Annotated in this window: 16 protein-coding genes and 1 riboswitch; of the genes, 1 reads left to right on the top strand and 15 read right to left on the bottom strand. The window is 48.8% G+C overall.

Translation table 11 applies throughout. The annotated features are described in order from the left end of the window. Positions 1-29 precede the first annotated feature (29 nt). The 14 genes from DWX68_RS04330 to DWX68_RS04265 all read right to left on the bottom strand — a co-directional run bounded on the left by DWX68_RS04330 (position 30) and on the right by DWX68_RS04265 (position 19,902). Positions 30-1,232, bottom strand: coding sequence for a saccharopine dehydrogenase family protein (locus tag DWX68_RS04330; RefSeq protein WP_022360539.1), 1,203 nt, complete (start codon positions 1,230-1,232; stop codon positions 30-32). Between the two features lie 206 nt (positions 1,233-1,438). Beyond that, the gene (gene speB / locus DWX68_RS04325; RefSeq protein ID WP_118628690.1) at positions 1,439-2,314 is read right to left on the bottom strand and encodes an agmatinase; all 876 of its coding nucleotides are present in this window, start codon (positions 2,312-2,314) and stop codon (positions 1,439-1,441) included. Further along, positions 2,295-3,155: a polyamine aminopropyltransferase gene (gene speE, locus DWX68_RS04320; protein WP_118628689.1), complete on the bottom strand. Its 861-nt coding sequence runs from the start codon at positions 3,153-3,155 to the stop codon at positions 2,295-2,297. Before speE ends, speB begins: the two co-directional genes overlap by 20 nt. A 28-nt stretch (positions 3,156-3,183) precedes the next feature. Then, positions 3,184-4,761 (bottom strand): aminotransferase class I/II-fold pyridoxal phosphate-dependent enzyme, encoded by a 1,578-nt coding sequence (locus tag DWX68_RS04315; protein ID WP_279220401.1) that lies wholly within the window; start codon positions 4,759-4,761, stop codon positions 3,184-3,186. A gap of 81 nt (positions 4,762-4,842) precedes the next feature. Beyond that, complete coding sequence (gene speD / locus DWX68_RS04310) at positions 4,843-5,610, bottom strand: adenosylmethionine decarboxylase (protein WP_118468053.1); 768 nt, start codon at positions 5,608-5,610, stop codon at positions 4,843-4,845. 668 nt (positions 5,611-6,278) lie between these two features. Next, the gene (locus DWX68_RS04305) at positions 6,279-7,343 is read right to left on the bottom strand and encodes a glycosyl hydrolase family 18 protein (protein ID WP_118628687.1); all 1,065 of its coding nucleotides are present in this window, start codon (positions 7,341-7,343) and stop codon (positions 6,279-6,281) included. Between the two features lie 96 nt (positions 7,344-7,439). Then, a complete protein-coding gene (locus DWX68_RS04300; RefSeq protein ID WP_118628686.1) occupies positions 7,440-9,314 on the bottom strand; it encodes a hypothetical protein in 1,875 nt (624 codons plus the stop codon). Then, positions 9,307-11,178 (bottom strand): glycosyltransferase, encoded by a 1,872-nt coding sequence (locus tag DWX68_RS04295; RefSeq protein WP_118628685.1) that lies wholly within the window; start codon positions 11,176-11,178, stop codon positions 9,307-9,309. The genes DWX68_RS04300 and DWX68_RS04295 overlap by 8 nt, the downstream gene beginning before the upstream one ends. A gap of 8 nt (positions 11,179-11,186) precedes the next feature. After that, positions 11,187-14,297: a polysaccharide deacetylase family protein gene (locus DWX68_RS04290; RefSeq protein WP_118628684.1), complete on the bottom strand. Its 3,111-nt coding sequence runs from the start codon at positions 14,295-14,297 to the stop codon at positions 11,187-11,189. After that, complete coding sequence (locus DWX68_RS04285; RefSeq protein WP_118628718.1) at positions 14,285-15,592, bottom strand: nucleotide sugar dehydrogenase; 1,308 nt, start codon at positions 15,590-15,592, stop codon at positions 14,285-14,287. The genes DWX68_RS04290 and DWX68_RS04285 overlap by 13 nt, the downstream gene beginning before the upstream one ends. A 77-nt stretch (positions 15,593-15,669) precedes the next feature. Continuing rightward, positions 15,670-15,781: riboswitch (cyclic di-GMP riboswitch) on the bottom strand. A gap of 150 nt (positions 15,782-15,931) precedes the next feature. Beyond that, positions 15,932-16,723 carry a prolipoprotein diacylglyceryl transferase gene (locus tag DWX68_RS04280; protein ID WP_118628683.1) on the bottom strand — a complete coding sequence of 264 codons (792 nt, stop codon included), beginning with the start codon at positions 16,721-16,723 and terminating at the stop codon, positions 15,932-15,934. Between the two features lie 206 nt (positions 16,724-16,929). Next, positions 16,930-19,029, bottom strand: a complete 2,100-nt coding sequence (locus DWX68_RS04275) for a heavy metal translocating P-type ATPase (protein ID WP_118628682.1) — start codon at positions 19,027-19,029, stop codon at positions 16,930-16,932. A 105-nt stretch (positions 19,030-19,134) separates the two neighbouring features. After that, entirely contained in the window at positions 19,135-19,449 is a 315-nt protein-coding gene (locus DWX68_RS04270) for a DUF6110 family protein (protein WP_022359851.1), read from the bottom strand. A gap of 177 nt (positions 19,450-19,626) precedes the next feature. Further along, a complete protein-coding gene (locus DWX68_RS04265) occupies positions 19,627-19,902 on the bottom strand; it encodes a transcriptional repressor (protein ID WP_107000128.1) in 276 nt (91 codons plus the stop codon). 431 nt (positions 19,903-20,333) lie between these two features. Between DWX68_RS04265 and DWX68_RS04260 the strand changes: the two genes are divergently transcribed. Then, positions 20,334-20,840, top strand: coding sequence for a flavin reductase (locus tag DWX68_RS04260; protein WP_118628681.1), 507 nt, complete (start codon positions 20,334-20,336; stop codon positions 20,838-20,840). A gap of 185 nt (positions 20,841-21,025) precedes the next feature. On the opposite strand, the gene nadA is transcribed toward DWX68_RS04260, so the two are convergent. Further along, positions 21,026-21,937 carry a quinolinate synthase NadA gene (gene nadA, locus DWX68_RS04255; protein WP_117796479.1) on the bottom strand — a complete coding sequence of 304 codons (912 nt, stop codon included), beginning with the start codon at positions 21,935-21,937 and terminating at the stop codon, positions 21,026-21,028. Between the last annotated feature and the right edge of the window lie 350 nt (positions 21,938-22,287).

The following is a 22,287-nucleotide window of genomic DNA, read 5'->3' as shown; positions in this document are numbered from 1 at the left end:
ACCATTTTCTTAATGGAAGCATTTTTACCTTAATCCACCAGTGCCGGATCCCAGGATTCCTTCCACGGAAGTCCCCATTTATTTAACGCATCCATAAATGGATCCGGATCAAATTCTTCAATATTATAAACGCCCGGTTTCTGCCAGGTTCCATTCATCACCAGCATCGCGCCGATCATCGCCGGTACACCGGTTGTGTAGGAGATCGCCTGAGAACCAACCTCTTTGTAGCACTCCTGATGATCGCAGATATTATATAAGTAATACTTCTTCTCTTTTCCATCCTTCTTACCCTGGAAAATGCATCCGATATTTGTTTTTCCAACGGTACGCGGACCAAGGGATGCCGGATCCGGAAGCACTGCCTTTAAGAACTGCAGCGGTACGATCTCTTTTCCTTCGTACATAATCGGCTCGATCGAGGTCATGCCGACATTCTCCAGGCACTTTAAATGGGTCAGGTAGCTCTGACCGAAGGTCATGAAGAAGCGGATCCGCTTGATTCCCGGCATATTGAGCGCCAACGATTCGATCTCCTCATGATGAAGCAGATACATATCCTTCATGCCGACGCCGTCAAAATCATACTCTCTCTTGATCTCCATCGGTTTCGTCTCTACCCAGTGTCCATCTTCCCAGTAAGAACCGTTTGCCGACACCTCCCGGATATTGATCTCCGGGTTAAAATTGGTTGCAAACGGATAGCCGTGGTCGCCGCCGTTGCAATCCAGAATGTCGATGTAGTTGATCTCGTCAAACTCATGTTTCAGCGCATACGCCGAAAATACGCCAGTTACACCCGGATCAAAGCCGCTTCCCAGCAGTGCGGTAATGCCCGCCTCTTTAAATTTCTCACGGTATGCCCACTGCCATTTGTATTCAAATTTTGCCGTGTCCTCCGGCTCATAGTTCGCAGTATCGATATAATGGGTCTTCGTCGCCAGGCAGGCATCCATGATTGTCAGATCCTGGTACGGAAGCGCCAGGTTCAGCACCACATCCGGGTTAAATTTCTCAATCAGGGCAATCAGCTCGTCCACGTTGTTTGCATCCACCTGTGCGGTCTGGATCTTCGTCTTGGTGGTTCCCTCTAATTTTTCTTTCAGCGCATCGCATTTGGACTTTGTCCGGCTTGCAATGCAGATCTCCTCAAATGCCTCGCTGTTCTGGCAGCACTTGTGAATTGCTACGGAAGCTACGCCTCCACATCCGATAATTAACGCTTTTCCCATCTTTTTTCCTCCTGTATTCTGAAATGTACTCTGTTTTTGTTCCATTTTATAATCCTAATTTCACATTTGCTTTTGTTCAAACACTTTTCAGTTCATGTCTCAAACACACACTTTTATTTGATGATACCAGGGTCAAAAGGTCAGAAGTTCGACGCAAGCTTGCTTGCAGGAGAATTTTTGACCTTGGGACCCGCCAAAAACATTTCTTACTTAATCTTTGGATTTCCTAACAGCGCCAGCAGCATCTCCCTTACAATCTTGCACGCCACCGCCGTCGATGCACCGGACGCATCCAGCGCCGGGGATAATTCATTCACATCACATCCAACAATCCGAGCTACGCTGCAGATCTGCGTGACTGCCCGTCGAAGTTCCTCAAAACTGATTCCGCCCGGTTCCGGCGTTCCTGTTCCCGGAAACACACTCGGATCCAGCACATCCAGATCCAGGGTAAAATACACCGGTTTTCCTTCCAGTTTCCGAAGCGTTTCCTGAAGGACTTCCATATCCACAATAAATGGATGCGTCGTCACGTGTTCTTTTCCCCAGCGCCATTCCTCCCGGTCGCCGGAGCGGATACCAAACTGCGTGATCCTGCCGTCTCCCAGGACTTCCCAGCAGCGGCGCAGCACACAGGCGTGCGAAAGTTTCGCACCCAGATAATCGTCCCGCAGATCAGCATGTGCATCAAAATGGATGATATGCAGATCCGGATATTTCTCTGCCAGTGCCTGCACCGGTGCCAGAGTCACCAGGTGCTCGCCGCCCAGCATAAATGGGATCTTGCCATCTCCGGCAATCTGTGCCGCCCGCTCCCGCAGCTCCTTTAACGCTAACGATGCATCGCCAAAGCAGAGCTCCTGATCGCCCGCGTCAAACACGGCGTAATCGGTCAGATCACGGTCCTGGTACGGCGAATACGATTCCAGCCCATAGGATTCCGAGCGGATCGCCCGTGAGCCGAACCGGGTGCCCGGGCGGTACGAAGTGGTTGAGTCAAACGGCGCGCCGTAGAGCACGATCCCCGCCTCCTCATAGCTGGCGTCACACGCCAGAAACGTCTCAATATTTGCCTTCAACATCTTCTAACATCTCCTCCACATATGCCGGCAGGTAAAATGCCCCTTTATGCAGGGTCGTCGTATAATACCGGCAGTCCAGTCCCCGCAGGTTCCATCTTGTCTCATCCAAATCCTTTAACGGATGGTATTTCTTCGACGCAAATCCAAACAGCCAGTGCCCGGACGGGTAGGTCGGAATATGCGCCTGATAGACGCGGCTGATGGGAAACGACTCTACGATCCGCTTATGTGCCCGCTTGCACGCCTCCGCGTCCTCGGCATAAAACGGGCTTTCATGCTGATTGACCATGATGCCGTCCTCTTTTAACGCCTTATAGCAGTTCCCGTAAAATTCCCGGGTAAAAAGCCCCTCGCCCGGTCCAAACGGGTCGGTCGAATCCACGATGATCAGATCGTATTCATTTTCCTTAAAGCGGACATATTTCAGCCCATCCTCATAGTGGATCGAGAGTCTCGGATCATCGAGACGGCACGCTGTCTTCGGCAGATATTTCCGACAGACCTCCACCACCAGCGGATCGATCTCCACCATGTCGACGTGCTCGATCTCCGGATAGCGGGTCAGCTCCCGGATCACGCCTCCATCCCCGGCTCCAATTACCAGTACCTTTTTGACCAACGGATGCACTGCCATCGGCACATGCGTGATCATTTCGTGATAGATAAATTCATCCTTTTCCGTCAGCATCATATATCCATCCAAAGTCAAAAAACGCCCAAATTCCGGCGAATCAAAGACATCGATCCGCTGAAACTCGCTCTTTCCGCTGTAAAGCTGGCGATCCACCCGGATGGAAATTTTCACATTTGGCGTATGATTCTCTGAAAACCAGAAATTCATAATTTTCCCCTTTCTATCTACTGCTTATCTATTTCAGCACATTCAGGCGCTCAATCCCCGGATCCTCCGGTCCAGTCATTGAACATCCTTTTTCCAGCGCATACGCAATGTAGTCAATGATCTCTTCCGTGATCTGCTCGCCCGGCGTCAGAATCGGGATGCCCGGCGGGTAGCACATGACAAACTCACTGCACACACGCCCGGCTGTCTCGCGGATCGGAAGAGATTCTTTTTCTCCGTAAAATGCCTCCTGCGGCGACATCGCCACGATCGGGTCAATATAGTCAAAATCCATCAGCGTCGATTTATCCCGGCTGAACCGGCGCTTGATCTCCGCCAGTGCGCTGACCAGGCGCTCTACCTCCCGCTGCCGGTCACCGATGGACAGATATGCCAGAATATTTCCCAGATCACCAAATTCCGCCTGGATATCGTACTCGTCCCGGAGAAGATCATAAACCTCGATCCCCGCCAGCCCGATATCGCGCGTGTGAATTGAAAGTTTGGTCACATCGAAATCATAAATGCTGTCGCCGTTTATCAACTCCTTCGAATAGGCATAATAACCGCCAATCCGGTTGATTTCTGTTCTCGCATACTCCGCCAGCTCCACCACCTGCTTAAATGCCTCACGCCCGCGAAGCGCCAGGTTCCGTCTGGAGATATCGAGGCTGGAAAGGAGCAGGTAGGAACCGCTCGTCGTCTGCGTCAGATTGATAATCTGGCGGACATACCCGGCGGACATACCCGGACCCGTCAGAAGAATCGAGCTCTGCGTCAGGCTTCCGCCCGATTTGTGCATCGAAACCGCCGCCATATCCGCCCCAGCTGCCATCGCGGAAATCGGCATATTTTCCCCGAAATAAAAATGGGTTCCATGTGCCTCATCAGCTAAACACAACATCCCATGCTCATGTGCCAGCTTTACGATCGAGCGCAGATCCGAACAAATGCCGTAATACGTCGGATTATTCACAAACACCGCCTTAGCATCTGGATTTTCCTTGATCGCCCGGCGCACATCTTCCACACGCATTCCAAGAGGAATCCCCAGTCTCTTATCACCCGCCGGATTCACATAGACCGGAACCGCGCCTCCAAGCACCATGGCGCCCATGACGCTGCGGTGGACATTTCGCGGCAATATAATCTTCTCGCCCCGCTTGACTGCCGTCAGCACCATGCTCTGAACTGCCGATGTCGTACCGCCGACCATCAGGAATGCGTGTGCCGCCCCGAATGCCTCAGCCGCCAGCTGCTCCGCATCCGCGATGACGGACACCGGATGGCAGAGGTTATCGAGCGGCTTCATGGAATTGACGTCCAGCCGCATGCAGGTCTCTCCTAAAAGTTTCGTCAGCTCCGGGTTGCCGCGCCCCCTCTTGTGCCCCGGCACATCAAACGGCACCACGCGCATCTTCTGAAATGCTTCCAGCGCCTCATAGATCGGCGCGCGCTCCTGGGTCAGCGCGTCATCTCTTCGACTGCCTCCCCCCGTTTCTTTCGGTCCTGAAGCTTCCTTTCTGCGCCGTGCACTCCGTCCGACGCCCGGCTCCAGATTTCTTCTCTCTTCTTCCATCTGCCGTCCCTCCTGAAAATCACTCATTCGTTTCTTCTATCGAATTTCCCTGGTTTTCGCGGTATTTTCCAGTCAAACTCTTCTCTTTCCTCTCAAAAAGCATTTCTTTTAAAACACATTTCTTCCGCTGAAAATTTCAATCATCTCCCGCCGCAGGCTCTCCATAATACTGAGTCTGGTGGTCGGCGGAAGTTCATAGACATCTGTCTTAAACAGATAATTCTGCAGATCGATCTCTTTCAGCATCATCTTGGTATGGAACAGATTCGCCTCGTACACATTGATATCGACCACATCGTAGCGCCGCAGCGTTTCCTTGGAGATATAATCCTGAATCGAGCGGATCTCACGATCCATAAACAGCTTTTTTCCGTCCACATCCCGCGTGAACCCGCGCACCCGGTAGTCCATCGTGATGATGTCCGAATCAAACGAACCGATCAGGTAATCGAGAGTCGAAAGCGGCGTGATCTCCCCGCAGGTCGCCACATCGATATCCACCCGGAAGGTCGCCAGACAGGTCTCCGGATGGTATTCCGGATAGGTATGGACGGTCACATGGCTCTTATCCAGATGCGCCACCTGCGTCTCCCCCTGCACCGGCACCATAGAGCCTTCCGCAATCAGAAGTGTGACCGAAGCCCCCTGCGGATCGTAGTCCTGCTGGGAAATACTCAATACCCGTGCCCCGATCATATCCGTCAGCGATGTTAGGATCCGGGTCAGGCGTTCCGAATTGTACTGCTGATCGATGTAGGCAATATAATCCTTCTGCTCCCTCGGTGTCTTGGCATAACAGACATCATAGATATTAAAGCTAAGCGCCTTTGTCAGGTTATTAAAGCCGTATAATTTTAATTTTTCGCTGTGATCCATATCTTCCTTCTCCTGAAATATAAATGGTGTTGATCATGTAATAGGAAATTCCAAGGAATTTCCTATTACACATAAAAAAGAATGTGCCTTGGCACATTCTCGCGCCGAGCGCGGTCGCTTGCGACATGTTTCTGCTTCGCGCGAGTGCGCATCCTCGCGGAGCGTTTTTTTCATAGGACGTAATTTCCTATGAAAAAAAGCGGATGACGTGTCTCCACATCATCCGCAAAACGTTCTTTTTCTGCTTCACTCTATTTTTACAAATCTGCCGTATAGCTACGAAATCTTCCCTTGTCTCTATTTACCGCATATACTGCAAAACCTTTTTATCCACAGAAATCTCACATTCAGAGTCTATATAGCAAATATCTACTTTTACCACTCTTATTGACCGTTTTACAAGTTGATGTGCATGAGCACTGGTTGTAAAGTAACCAACTTATAAAATTGAGCTTTTAACTCAATCAATAGGGCAGCTCGCACTGCCAATCGGCATTTGACCCGGCTGTCCGTATGGCCATTCCCTGTTTCACAGGTGGTCAGGTATATTTGCATGGATGACTCTTAAAATGTTAAGATTTTCCATATCAGAGGTATCATACAGCAATTTTGGCAAAATGTCAAGAATGATTTTTATTTGGGTTGACATTTGGGTTGGACATTTTTTGTCACAGCCTCCAGAGACTCACATGAAGTGGATCCGCGCCTTCTTCTTTTAACCATTCAGCCCAGAGTTTCAACGTCTCTTCATCCGCATACCACACCGTATGTTTCGTCCCGCTTTTCGTATACTCAAAGTGCAGCGCACCGCTGGCTACGTCCCGCACCGGCTTGGCTTCGTATCTTTCTGCCATTTCTGCCGCCTCTGATGCCCGCAGCTGCTTTGCTTTCTGTGAATCTCCCTCCCAGTCAAATCCGCCGTCTGCAAATGCATAGGAGATATCCGACAGCATTCCAAACCGTTCCTTTAGTTCCTTCAGAAAATCCCGATCCGCCTTAGGGCCCGGTTCCGTACCACCCCCATACAGATTGTAGCACATGACAACATATTCCGCCCCCTCCGGGAAAGTAAGGTCCTCAACCGGCGTGGACGGTTCCAGCACAATCCGCACTTTCAGATCCTTCTCTGACGCTGCTTCCAGAAGGAAATCCTCAAACCTCAGAAAATCATCCCAGAGTTCCATGTCCGAACGGATCTTCTCATAATCAATCTCGACTCCGTCATATCCTCCCTCTGAGGCGATCTCCACCAGATGTTCCGCGTGTGCCTGCGCCGCCGCCTCACTTCCAATGTGCTTTTTCAAAATATCTGTATCCTTCTGGACAATCGTTCCATTCTGATCCACATCATTGACAAACGAAAGAAACACCGTCATATCCCGCATCGTTTCCCGATTCCGAATCTGGTTCAATATCTTCTCGGTTGCCTCCGGGATCACAATCTCATCATCCTTAAAATATGCCTCAAACAGACTGACTGCCTGGATGTACTCTTTCTCTGAGCGAAGCACGCGCAGGGTATCGGCACAATCCCAGTACGCACTCCAGACCGTCGTTTCATCCGCTGTTTCTGCTAACGTGCGTACTTCTTCTTTCGAATACGAATCATCCATCTCCTGTGCCGGTCCAGCCTCCGCTTTCTTCCCAGGAATGGCACATCCTATCACTGCCGCCGCCATCACCAGGCAGCATGCCGCGCATAAACCATCTATCCAAAATCTCTTTTTTCTCATGTTCTCTTCCTATCTGCCCTCATTCATTTCGTTATCGTTTACGCACATGTTCATCAGTGAATTTTTCGTTTAGAAAATTTCAGTCCGCAAACCATATTATAAATTCTTAATAAACCAGTTCAGCACTGCATTCCATTTGTCATTCAGCGCATCCGCTAGTTTCTCAACTTCCGGAAGACGCCCGTCGTACACTGTTTTATCTCCGTCCGTAATCAGCAGCTTGCTGAATACGCCGTCATACACATCATCGGCCACATTTCTCTGACTGTAGCCAAAGCCGCCCCAGCTCGCCCCAAGGCGGACCATACCCGCCCCGGAAACAGACACTTTGATCGTGCCTGTCACATCCGTGCCGTTGACCCATACCTGAAGTTTCTCTCCCTCCAGGCGGATCTTGAGATCCGTATCTCCCAGATCATTGATCTGAAGCTCCGGTATGTACTCATCTGCCCCGTCGGCGACCGATCGTGCCTTGACCTTTCCGGCTTCTCCTGCCTCTCTGTAAAATACCAGGCTGTCCGCCGCACTGTCAGCAAAGCGTCCCCGCATTTTATATTCGGCTACCAGCGAATCTTTTTTATCTTCTTCCACCGAAATCCGATCTGAAACATCCACTAAATCATGCAGATCCTTGTCCATCATGGTTGTGCTGGTGGAATTCGCTCCTTTTTCAGACAGGATCAGATGGTTATTCTGGACAGATACCGCAATATACCGGGAATGATCCTCCGAATCCCGCAGATAGATCGTCTGACCACCGATTTTATTTCCCTGAAGCTTAACCGATATCTCCGCATTTTCAACCGAAACATTCTTTAACGAGATCAGTCCCTCTCCCTGCGGCTCACTCGTCACGACCAGACTGTCTTTCTTAAACTCGTCCGCTCCACTTTTTAAGGACCATTTTCCCGCTCTCTCCTTATCCCGCTTTGTTTTTCCCGTCACAAACACAATCTTCTGTTTCTGGTTTTCCGGAAGATCCGCTTTCACACGCATCAGAAGATGGTTTGTACTCCAGTACGCCTGCGGCTGGAGACGCGTCAGATCATAGATGGACGACTTGACCGTATTTAGCGCATAACCATCCCGGTTAAAGTTCATTTCAAACAGTTCCTCGATATTATCCCCATTTACCTGGCTGACACTGGTCGTATTGCCATAGCGTCCCGTGTTGGAATGCATCAGGCAGTAAAGCTCCGGCACCGTCCCTACTTCTTCACTGTAAATCTGTTCCATAAAGTGGTAATCCTGCGTGATGCGGCTCTCCATCGCCTTGTCGCTCTCGACCGGAATCCGGTTTTCATCCCGTATATAGTCCATCAGATAATGGTTATAATCCCGCCCCAGATACTGATTCACACTGACAAATTCATCACTCGTCATCTGCCCTAAAAAACGGTCATACCGGTCATAACTGTTGATGTAAGAAAGCCGGTATCCATTTGTTCCAAGCTCCCAATAGCCATTGTCCTGAAGTTTTTTCAGATCCTTGGCGGATAAAAACTTCGGATCCTTCTCAGTAAATTTGTCCGCATAGCTCAGGATGGTCGCCTTATAATTATATTTTTCCAGAATCTTTTCAGAAAACAGCGCGGTATCCCGGCGTCCGTCCTCAAACATCAGAAACAATGCCTTATCCGGAAGCGGCTGCTTTTTCTGATAGTACGCCTCGATGTCCGCCTGACTGATCGTCACATACCCCAGATCATACAGTGTCTTTAACTGCTCATCCAGCTCCTTCGTTGAGATCAGCGTATCCGTTCCCTGGCGGTCCACGCCAAAATAGGACACGGCCAGAAAGCCGCATTCTTCGCCGCTTACCACACTCTTATCCTGCGGATCATATGGCATATAGACACTGTTGACATTCAGCGTGCGTACAATCGCAAACACCAGAGTTAAAAGAACCGCGCTCTCCAGGATGGTACGGATGATTTTTATTTTATCTTTTCGCGTCTCTATCTTATACATCCGCCGTTCCCCCTTGTTTTTTCTGCTTTTTCTTCTCTTTCTTTTCCTTTTCTTTCACATCACTCGGTGTCATGCGGGTCCCCCAGGTCGATTTCCAGAATGTCACCCATGCTACCGGCATCTGCCACAAGAGAACAATCTCGTAGTAGAGGCAGAATAAGAATCCAAAATACCACGTTGTACTCTTCCGGAAGAAAAGCTGTGCAATACTCATCATCAGAGACATCAAAAGCAGGCCGACCAGAAAGGTCGTCGGAAAAATATGCTGTGTAAACGGCACATAAAAAAGGTTATACACCACCACAACCGGTGCCAGAATCGGCACCAGCAGACCGATAAAAAAGTTGACCGCCGCAAACGGTTCTTTTCTCCACATAAATTCTCCTGCCATCAGCGACTCACGAAGCCAGGAACGTTTCCAGCGCATCTGCTGCTTTAAAAATACTTTCTGCTGATTCGGCACGATCGTCGAACAGATCGCCGTATCCTGATAATAGGTCCGGTGGTTCTTCAAAACGAAATTCGTCATCGCCCGATCATCTCCAAACGTCGCCTTGTGTCCTAGAAAACGCTGATTTAACCAGTCCTCTTCATGTTTCTTCACAATTTCCTTCCGGTAGCAGGACAGCGGTCCCGACAGACAGGTAACCGTGTCAAACAGGGCCTCCGACGCTTTCATCACACGAAATGCGATATAATAGCGAACGGCCTGCATTTTGGTCAGGCTGTTGGTATAGGTATTTGCCACATCCGTTCTTCCTGCTACACCACCCATCTTCGGATCCTGGAACGGCTGAACCAGGTTAATAACCGCATATGGATCCAGGAAACTGTCGGAATCAACGAAAATAACCAGTTCCCCCTTTGCCACATCCACGCCCCGGCAGAGCGCCGCCCGTTTTCCCGCATTTTTCTCCTGGACAATATAGGAGAGGCGGTTATTGACGCGCAGACGTTCCCCTACGGAAGATTTTATCTCCTCGATCGTCTCTTTTATTACTTCAACGGAGCGGTCCGAAGAACAGTCATCCACCACAATGACCTCCAGCTTATCCGACGGATAATACTGGTTCATGCAGGAGAGAATCGTTCTCCGAATCCATGTCTCCTCGTTGAAACACGGAATGATGATCGTCACGCTCGGTTTAAAATCCGGATTGATTTTCACCGGACGGTACAGTGCGCCGAACGCATAGCGGCTTAAAAGAAACAGCGCCGCCACCAGACTGTATGAGTACAGGAGCGCATTGTATTTGAAATAAATAACACTCTCTGCGCGCATCAGTGCAATCATCAGGCTGATTCCAAATAAGAGGAGCAGACTGCCAAGATAAAGATACCGATCCTTATGTCTGTGCATATACGTCCTGAGATCTTCCACAAATTCGAATCCGGCGTAGAATTCACCGTCTTTTTCAAACATTCTGACACAGGATGCCGCCATGTGGACCTTCATCTCCCGCCCCTCCGGCATACTGCCCGGCGGGATCTCAAATTTCAGCCACATCCCGTGTCCTTTTCTTAAGCGTTCCACGCTTGCAAGATCCGGGAAACGGAGCGATATACCCGTTTCCGATATATCGCCGCTGACCGCCGAAATGGTCTTCCTCTTTCCCGCCATATCCCGAAATGAAACTTCCACCGGAAATCCGGCAACAAAGCGGATTCCTGACTTGCGGTTCAAAATGACGGATTCGACACTGTCATTATCCGCCGATACACCGCGCCGGTCAAACTGGGAGCGGATTCCCTCCGGATCCGGCACATCCGGCAGAACTCTTCGATCCGCCCGTTCATTTAACAGAATATCTCCGTCAAATGTTTTTAAATCCCATTCTTTTTTCTTAAAAAGCTTTTTACCCATAATTTATCCTATCTGCCAAGATAATCATCAATCCGCGCAAATGTATACCCCTGTTCCTTCCAAATCGGTATCATCGCATCCAGGGCCTGCGCCGTGTATTTGGCATTTTCCTGCATATGCATAACCAGGACCGTTCCGTCGTGTACCCGCATATATTCATTTTGTGAAATTCTTCTGCGCTGCAGACGTTCCAGCATGTCCTCATAACTGCTTGCCTCATAATCTCCTGTCGAAATTTCTCCCGAAACAGAATAGTCAAATCCGACATCGAACACCTGGCTGATGCCGATCTTGCTGACTGCCAGTGTCGGCGGACGGAACATCTTTGATAACGCCGGTTTTCCATCTACCTCTACGTTTCCGGTATATTTGTACAGTTTATTATAAGAAGTCACAATGTCCTTCCGAAGATTCAGTGCCTCCTCGTCCGTCAGAGTCAGATCGACACTTTCATTTTCATCCAATGGATTCGCCAGCGGTATATGTCCATCCGTATGGCAGGCAATCTGATGCCCTTTTACCGCGATCGTGCGAAGCAGGTTCGGGTTTGCATCCACATACTCTGTTTTGATAAAGAAAGTAGCCTTGACATTCTGCTTTTCCAGCACATACAGAAGCTCATTTAAGGACTGTTCCGTTCCCCAGTCATCAAAGGAGAAGAAAATCACTTTATCATTCGTGAAGACACCGCTCTTGTCCAGACTTTTGACTTCGCTCGCAGAAAATCCCGGAAGCTTCTTTCCCGTGTCGATAAACCGGGTTCCGATGTAGTGATCCCGAATCCAGTTAAAGCGGTCCTGATCGGTCGCCATATTCGTCAGGATGTTTTTATCCAGCGTGATATCCGTCTGTTTCTGATTGCTCAGCGTATATTTTTCCGGTGAATCCAGCATTCGGCTGACTGTATGTATTTCAAATCGGCTCGCATCTTCAATTTCTCCTGTGTCATGTGAGCGGTACGCCAAGGTGTCCACATGTGCATTCATAAAGCCATCCAGCATGACACCAAAAATGGTGGATCCCCGCTGCGTATAGCGGTCATTCTCATAATATCCCATATTAAAGCTGACAAATGCACCTCTCGTCAGACGGATACGCTCCAGTTTTCCAATCACTTCCGGAATGTTATCCAGAACGATCTCCTTATCTTCGGTTTTTACGATACGGAAAGTACTCTCTATCAGGCTACATCCCGCCGTATGCAGCGCTTCCTTCGTCTCATTCTCCGCCTTGCCATTCGGCATAAAAACAATCTCTGAATCGATTCCATAACGCCATTTTGCGTAGGTTTCCCATGCATTCAGATATTGTGTCACCGCATCAAATGTCTGCGGATATTTCTTCGTTGCCTTATACGCAATATCCACCTCGTGACCATCTGCCAGAATTGCCTCAATCAGAGAAGGCTTTGACATCAGTTCATTCAATGTGACAAAAAAGGTAACGTTTCCATTTCTCGCTTTCATCGCGTCCAGCGTATCCAGGACGGCATTTTCATGTCCCAGATCATAAAATGAAAAACTGAACGCACGCTCCGTCGTGTAGACCATGTTCTGCGCTTCTACCTGTTTTTGTTGATTATTCCGGCGCATTTCATTGACCTTTTCCGGTGCCAGAACCGGGATCGTGCCGGAATTCTGAATCAGCGTCTGTATATCCGAAAGTGCCAGACCTGCCCCTTCCGCTTTCTGTTTCAGTTCTTCTACCGCTTTCCGGTTCTTCGGATCCAGAATATAGAACGCTCCCGCCTGCATGGAATTCTCCGCTTCCGTCTGCACTACCTTCACATTTAAAAGCTTCGCAGCGATCCGGACCGAATCCAGATTTTCTTCACTCTGTACATAGTACAGCCGTGCCGGATCTTCTGTATACTGATACAGCGCATGGAGTCCCGACTGCATGGAGTCAAATGCGGCTCCCGCCGTCTCCACCTTTTCCCCGCCATCCGTCAATCCAATGCTATATCCGGCTTCTGCAATTTCCCGGATCTCCTCGCCGCGCGTCTCAAGTTCTTTCGGACTGACAAAAAAGGTAGCTGATGCCGCATTTTTTTCCAGTTCTGCCAGAAGGGAACGAAGCAGGCTCTTCTCCGGAAGGCTGATAATTCCCACTCCGATTTTTGCTTCTTTCGTCAGGCAATAATGATATACGGCTGCCCGTTCGGCATCCGGCGCATCCGCCTGCTGCCGAAGTACCTGTATGCCCGGGGTTCTTTCCATTCCTCCGACGGGACCGGTTGGAATTTCTTTCTCCTCCAGCACCTCCGTCAGCCACTGAAATTCTTCCTGCACCGAAATGGTTTCTTTTTCCGTCTCTTCCGGCGTTTCTTTCAGATCTTCCTGTTTATCGATCACTGGCGCTTGTGCATAAACCGCCTCTTCCTGCGCCGGCTGCCATTTCCCCCGCAGATCAAACACGAGGATCGTCTGACCCTGCAGCGAATCGATTTCTTTTTCTATCTCTTCCCGGCTGGAAAATGTATCATCCGTGATGACACGATCCTCGTTCGGATCCACCAGTGCCTCATAACCGCTGATCGCCGCCGCATTCAGAAGCTCTGCTGTCACCTCACTGTCACAGTATAAAAGCGGCACTGCCACATCGGCGCCGGTCGAAATTGCCTCCCGGGATGTAAGCATATCCTCGATCATTTCTCTGACTTCCCGGCTCTGCAGGTTTCCGCTTCCATCCGTTCCATTGCTTACCAGCTCCTGACCGGCTTTTAACATTCTGGCAACATAGTCCTTATTTTCCAGCGTTTCTGCCGCAGACAAGGCAAACGATGCCTTGATTCCTGTCTCCTCCAGGCGTTTTAACACCGCTTCATTGACGTTCACATCCTCATTTAAGCCCCGGAACAAAATTCGGATGGTTTTCTCCGGATTTTCTTCCTGATCCTGGATAATCTCCGCTGGTTCTGATAAAAAGAACTTCTCATACGCCTTATCTATCTCCGAATCTCCTGTCTCAATTCTTCCATCCACATAGGCTTTCGCATTCGGTGAATAGCTTTTATTCATAAAAAAGATGCCCCAGATGCCGGCAGACATCACTAACACACCGGCAGCCAGTCCCAGAAAAATCCAGCTTTTTTTCCGTTTGTTTTTTACATTCTCCACCAGATAACCCCCGATTTATTCAGCGCATCGACTGACCATTCGCCCTTGATATCCAACAGTATTTTCTTACTCCGCTCCGTTCCCATCAGCGAAACAACTCCTTCTAGTCCGCGGTCGCGAAATTCTCCATGTGCAACCGCATGAATCACGCAATCTGCATTCTGGATCTCGCTCCATTCTTTTAATTCGACGCTGTATTCCTGTTTTACCAATTCTTTATCCGCCCATGGATCGACTACCTGCGGCTCGATCCCGTATTCGCGCAGATAATTGATGATATCGAGCACCTTGGTGTTCCGGATATCCGGGCAATTTTCCTTAAAGGTAATTCCCAGAATCACTATCTTCGCCTTAGACGGATCAATTCCTGCACAAATCATCTTTTTCAATGCCATATCTGCCACAAAAATTCCCATATGGTCATTGATTCGGCGCCCGGATGCTACAATCTGGCTGGTATATCCAAGCCGCTCTGCCTCGTAAATAAAATAGTACGGATCCACGCCGATACAGTGCCCTCCGACCAGTCCCGGGCGGAATCCCAGCGCATTCCACTTCGTGTTCATGCCATCCACGACCTCATTGGTATCGATTCCCATCCGCTCAAATACCATTGCCATCTCATTCATAAATGCGATGTTGATGTCCCGCTGGCTGTTTTCCACTACCTTGACTGCCTCCGCCGTCTTAATAGAGGATACCGGAAACGTTCCTGCTTCAATAATTGCATCATATATCTGCCCGATCCGGTCCCGTGTTTCCGGATCCATTCCCGATACGATCTTCCGGATCGATTTGAGCGTGTGAACCCGGTCGCCCGGATTGATTCGCTCCGGTGAATATCCAATCCTGAAATCCACGCCACACTTTAATCCACTTTCTTTTTCAAGGATCGGGGCACAGATCTCCTCCGTCACGCCAGGATACACCGTACTCTCATACACAACGATCGCTCCGCTTCTCAAGTTTCGTCCTACCGTCTCACTCGCCCGGATCACCGGCGACAAATCCGGTGTCTTATCTCCATTGATCGGAGTCGGGACTGCCACCACTACAAACGATGCCTCTCTAAGCTTTGCTTCTTCATCTGTAAATTCAACACTACAGCTGGAAATAACCTCATCCCCCACTTCCAGTGTCTCATCAATTCCCTTTTTATACTGTGCAATCTTCCGGCTGTTTACATCAAAACCGATAACTGGAAATTGTTCCGAAAATGCGACTGCCAGCGGCATTCCAACGTATCCAAGTCCCACTATGGCAATTTTAAATTCGCTGTCCTCTTTCTTTTCCATATATTTTTCTCCTTCCATGCTTTTTTGTTTCATAGAACGCAGCTTCCTAGGAAATAAAAAAGCTGCAATCAATATCTGATTGCAGCCGAACCACCTTAATGTAATATATCTGACATTCATTTTTCATATCACATGTTAGGCTTCTATGCTTTGCGTCCCTGTATTTCTACAGGTTTGCCAAACGAATCTATCCTGTTTTTCAAGATGTAATATACACTCATGACGTCTTTTCTCTATATTACACCCTTTATTTCTACATTTCAAGCATTATCTGCCGATACACATTGCTCTGTCATCATAGCAATATGGTGTTCCATACATGACCTCTATAAATAGCTTTTATTTTTCCTGACTCACTGTCTCCTCTTTTAGCGAAACTGCCTGCGCTTTCTTCCCACAAACCACAAACATCGCCACGCCCGCCGCAAAGATAAACAGTGAGATAAACTGTGAAGTTGATAGGGATCCGACCGATCCCCGGTTCAAATCCCCCCGGAAGAATTCCAGCACGAAGCGTCCCAGACTGTAGCAGATCAGATACAGGGATACCACCTGCCCCTGTTTTTTGCACTTTTTCGCCGCATAAAGAAGCAGCAGGCAGTGCAGAAAATCCAGACCGCTTGAGATGAGCTGGGTCGGAACCAGAGGAATGTTATTCGGGGCAAAGTCCGAATTGTGGAACACGATCGCAAAATGGCTGTGGGTCGGCATACCGTAGCAGCAGCCAGCCAGGAAACAGCCGATCCGTCCAAAGCCCTGTGCGAGCGCAACCGACGGCATGACCAGATCCGCATACTGAAAAAAGGAAATATGCTTGATCCGGCTCAGCACATAGCCGCCCAGCACACCGCCGATGATGCCGCCATATACGACAAATCCATCGCTGATATCTAACAATTTCTTCGGGTTTTCTACAATCTCATCCAGAATTGTGACATAGTACAGAATTTTTGCACCTAAAATTCCACATACGACACCGCAGATCGCGATGGAGAGGATCATATCGACGTCCATCCCCCGCTTGTTTGCCCGGTACTCTGCCATGTAATACGCAGCGATAATGCCGATGCCGATCATCAGACCATAGCCATGAATCGTGATGCTGCCGATTGTGAATAAGTCATTTTTCATGAAAGGTTTATCCTCCGTTTTAGTTTAATGTACGCTCTCTGATGCTTTTCGATTATAGCATTATTTATATGAAAAAACAAATGTTAATAGATAGCAGAAAAACAGATGTAAAACAGGCTTTTTTCTTCCCATTCTACATCTGTTTCACTGTACTTATTTTATAATTGAGAATACAATCAAGCTAATCAAGCCAGTATCCGGACTCCTTACGCCTCTTCCCGCTCTTCCTCCGGCAGCAGGTTCGTCATGCTCTTTAAGCTGATCGCCAGTGTCGAGCTGTTGTGCAGCAGCGCCGACATCGATGGTGTGATGATACCAGCCACACCTAAGAGAATCAGACCTAGGTTGAAGCTGATGACGAAACGATAGTTTCCATGGACACGTTTCATCAGATCCATGCTCAGATGACGCAGAAGCACAACTTCATCCAGAGAATCTTTTTTGATCGTGATGTCCGCGATCTCTCTGGCAATCTCCGCACCCTCGCTGACTGCGATGCCCGCGTCTGCCGCTGACAGGGCCGGTGAATCGTTGATGCCGTCACCGATCATGATAACTTTGTGACCTTTCGCCTTCTCCTCCTCAACAAAGCGCGCCTTATCCTCCGGAAGTACCTCGGAGAAATAATCATCCACACCGACCCTCTTCGCGATCGCCGCTGCTGTCCGCTCGCTGTCGCCGGTCATCATGACGATGCGCTTAAATCCTGCCTCTTTTAACTGGCGGATGACAGACGGTGCTTCTTCACGCAGCGGATCCTCAATGCAGATAACGGCTGCAAGCTGTCCGCCGATTGCCATGTAAAGATGGGAACAATTTTCCGGAAGGTTCTCAAACTTCTCTTTTCCATCCTCCGGAAGTATACATTTCTCATCTTCAAATACGAAATGATGGCTTCCAATCACGACGCGTTCTTCGCCCACATAGGTAGCGATACCGTGCGCTACGATGTAATCTACTCTCGAGTGCATCTCCTCATGTACCAGATAACGTTTTTTTGCTTCCTGTACGACCGCGTTTGCCATCGAATGCGGGAAATGTTCTTCCAGACAAGCTGCGATACGAAGCAGTTCGTCCTTCTCCATGCCGTTGAAAGATACCACATCGGATACAACCGGTTTTGCCTTGGTCAGTGTTCCGGTCTTGTCAAATACGATCGTCTCCGCCTCGGCAACAGCCTCCAGGAACTTGCCGCCCTTGACCGTAATGTGATGCTGGCTTGCCTCACGCATCGCAGACAGGACTGCAAGCGGCATTGCCAGTTTCAGTGCACAGGAGAAATCAACCATCAGGATCGACAGTGCTTTCGTCGCGTTGCGGGTCAGCAGATAGGTAAGCGCTGTACCGCCCAGACTCCACGGAACGAGTGCATCTGCCAGGTTCGATGCCTTGCCCTCAACAGAGGATTTAAGCTTCTCCGAATCCTCGATCATCTGTACGATACGCTCATAACGGGTGGAGCCAGCAGATTTTTCTACCTTGAAAGTAATCTCGCCCTCTTCCAGCGCGGTTCCTGCGTAAACATAGCTGCCCGGTTCTTTTCTGACCGGCTGTGATTCGCCGGTCATCGAAGCCTGGTTTACCATCGCCTCGCCGTTCACTACGACACCATCCAGTGGAATCACTGTACCCATATGGACGGTCAGCTCGTCGCCTGCAGTAACATCCGAAAGCGGTACAAGGACTTCGGTTCCGTCCACTTTCTTCCAGACCTTTTCCACGTTCAAGGACATGCTCCGCGCCAGATCCCCAACGGATTTCTTATGTGTCCACTCCTCCAGAAGCTCACCGACGCCGAGCAGGAACATAACGGAGCCAGCCGTATTGAAATCGCGGCGCAGAAGGGAAACACTGATCGCCGTCGCATCCAGCACCTCCACATGCAGCTTGCGCTTAAATACGAGGCAGTGGATACCTTTCACGATATAACGGATCGCCTGCACGGACGTGTATACCGCACGGACCGGCGCCGGGAGAAATGTCTTCGTCGCAAAGCGGGTCAGTACCTTCTGAATCAGCTTTTCTTTGTACTCCTGATTCAGGGCGCGTCCGCTGCTTTTAACTGCCATCTCCTGTTTTTCGGTAATCTGACCATCAAACGCCGCTACCTGTACGAGTACCGCCTCCCGATCCTCCTTATAATAGATAACCGCATCTGCTGTCCGCTCATACACCTTAGCCGCCGTCACGCCGTCCAGGCCAAGCAGATACTGTTCCAAAACGTCCGCTTCGCGCACGGTATGGAATTTCCGGGCAAGGCTGATACGGATTCTTCCTTTGATTTCATGCTTTATAATGAATTTCATGATTCATCTTCCTCCGGTTATAGAAGAGCTGCCGCGAGACAGCATCCCATGCTATCTTGCGGCAGCCCCCCTGTTATTTAGATTCATGTATTCTTGGAGTTGCTATTACTGCTCTGCCTTCTCAGCCTCCGGTGCGGCCTCGGTTGCCTCAGCAGTCTCGTTGAAATCCTCATCCTCACCAAAGCTCTCATAGCCGCGAGCCTCGTTGATCTGCTTTGCCTCAGCCAGGATGTCCTCAGCGTTCTCCTGAATATTGGTAGCGGTGGTCATCACACAATCACGTGCACGAAGTCCGGCTGCTACGCAGTTTACGTAAAATTTCTTTGCATCCTCGCTGCCAAGAATCTTAACACCTGCTGTTCCGAACAAAACGCCGCCTGCAAATAAACCTAATTTTTTTAATTTGAAAATGTCCATCATGATTACTCCTCCTCTGATATTATCTAAATTATATTCACATATGATTTTTGAAAACTATTTATTCCATTTCAAATGCGAATATAGCTGCGTTTAATGACTCATTTCTGAGGTACAAGTAGATGGTAACAGCTTACCCCCATGATAGTCAAACCTAACTTTCCTTATTGAGATTTTTTATCAACTGGCATCCGAAGTTATACTTGACAGCTCATCCTCATTCCGCAGAGAATACTGGCGGCAACGGTTTAAAACGCCGATTTCTTCCAGCACTGCAATCATCCGGTACACCGTTGCCTTGCCGATCCCCGGGTCGCGCTTGGATGCCTCGTAGTAGATCTCCTTACAACTGCTCCATCTTCCCTCCAGGATCACATCCAACATGATCTTTCTTTGATCGGTCATCCGTTTCCCCCGTCTCTTCAGTTCGCTGATAATCTGCTCTCTCTGCTGCATCGTATCATCTCTCTTTCCATATCTTCTAAATTATTTTTCCGCACATCTGCCGTTTCCGTCCACAACCCGGCTTTTTATTAGCGCAGACTAACTGTTCGTTTAAAATATATAGCATACTCTGCTTGCCACTCTTTTTGCAAGTACTAAATTCCGCTTTTGCCTCTGGCTCAGCCTCATTAAGTCCTTAGATACGACTCGCACTAAGTGCTCATATTATATTGTGTTTCATCAAAAACAAAACATAATTAGCATGAACAAACTCAGGTTAGAATGCCGCAACTCAAGTTAGATGTCTCTAACCTTAATTTAAAGACTACCTCTTTTTTTCTCATCTGTCAATGAATTTTCGAAAATATATTTGATTTTCTTCTCTGATAATGGTAAGGTACTCACAGAATAATCAATTCAGACAGGAAAGGAAGGATTTTTCGATGAGCTTCAAAGAAATAAAGCCAGAAGAATTAAATTTTAACCCGTTTACCCGCATCGGTTCCGACTGGATGCTTTTAACCGCCGGCACCGAGGATAAATTCAACACCATGACTGCCAGCTGGGGCGGCGCAGGCGTATTCTGGGGCAAACCGGCTGTTACCTGCTATATCCGTCCCCAGCGCTACACCAAAGAATTTATAGACAAAGAAGAACTCTTCTCCGTCAGCTTTTTAAAAGACGGACACCGCGATGCCCTCAAACTCTGCGGCTCCGTATCCGGCCGTGACCACGACAAAATCAAGGAAGCCGACCTGACCCCGGTCTTCATCGACGGCGTACCGGCATTTGAAGAAGCTGACACCATCCTCATCTGCCGCAAAATGTACCGCACATCCATGAATCCGGCAGATTTTATCGATAAGGACGCTGACAGCAAGTTCTATCCGGAGAAGGACTATCATGATATGTATATTGCGGAGATTGTGAAAGCGGTTGTGGCTGAATAAGCAGAGCCGCTCCATTTAAAATTTAAATCCCACAGGAAATGCCGCTGTCTGGTCTCTAGCTGTGATTGTATGTTTTCCTGACAGGCAATCACAGCCGGAAACGCTGATTTGCAGCATTTTCTGTGGGAATCCTTTGAATGATCCTTTTGGGTCTATTTGTTTATATTGTGTCTTTATTTATTCCTTTATTTTGCCAATTCCAGCATCCGCGCCAGCGGACCAACCGCCCTCTGCCGCATCGCCTCATCCATCTCCACTTCCTCCTCTGGATTTTCCAGCGCCCGCAGTACGCTGTCCAGATGAATCTTCTTCATATTCGGGCAAAACTGACGGTGACCTACGGAGAAAAACTTCTTCTCCGGGTTCTTCTGCAGCAGTTCATAGAACACGCCCATCTCGGTGCAGATCAGGAAGACTTTCTCATCCGAATTCGTCGCATAATCAATAATCTGGGAGGTACTTCCGACAAAATCTGCCAGCTCCAGCACATCGCCGGTACACTCCGGATGCGCCAGCACAACTGCCTCCGGATGCAGCTCTTTTGCTTTCTTTACATCTTCCGCATGAATACTCTTATGTACATGGCAGAAACCGTCATTGAAAATAAAATGTTTCTCCGGCACCTTTTTTGCAATAAAACGTCCCAGATTCTCATCCGGAATAAAGAAAATATCCTTGTTCGGCAGTTTTTTCACGATTTTGAGTGCATTCGATGAGGTAACACAGACATCCGATTCTGCCTTGATCTCCGCCATCGAGTTCACATAACAGACAACGGCTACATCCGGATACTCTTTGCGTACTTCGCGGATCTTCTCCACCTCAACCATGTGAGCCATCGGACAGTCCGCGCTCCGATCTGCCATGATAACCGTCTTCTCCGGGCTTAAAATCTTCGCACTCTCGCCCATAAATGACACGCCACAGAAAATGATCGTCTTCTGCGGCACCGTCGTCGCCAGCTCCGCCAGATAATACGAATCGCCCACATAATCGGCAATCTCCTGCACTTCTCCATCTACGTAATAATGTGCCAGAATCACGGCATCCTTCTCTTTTTTTAATGTCTCGATCCGCTGCTTTATCTCCTGATCCATCTCTTTTTCCTCTCCTTTTTTCACCGCTCTGTTCACGCTTCCGAATCCCCATCGATTGACAGAAACCATACCATTTTTCCGACAGCTGCGGTTCATTTTCTTCTTTACTATGTATCCGACATCTTTGCCACGCCATATTTCTCTGTCCATATAGCTTCCACACGGTAAACTTCTGTGATTATACCTCTAAGAGAAAAGCTGTGTCAATGAAATTTTGACACTTTTTATTACATATGTCTTGTCATATAGCGATTCACAAATATTCAAACTGAAAGTTGGCTTTGCCTGTAAAAAAAGAATGTGCCTTGGCACATTCTCAAACTGTAGACAAAGTGGTGTTTGATCGTTAG

The organism is Clostridium sp. AF20-7 (genome assembly GCF_003479275.1).
Taxonomy (GTDB): domain Bacteria; phylum Bacillota; class Clostridia; order Lachnospirales; family Lachnospiraceae; genus Otoolea; species Otoolea fessa.
The sequence above is the reverse complement of the archived record's forward strand: the minus strand, read 5'-3'. Positions and strand labels throughout refer to the sequence as shown.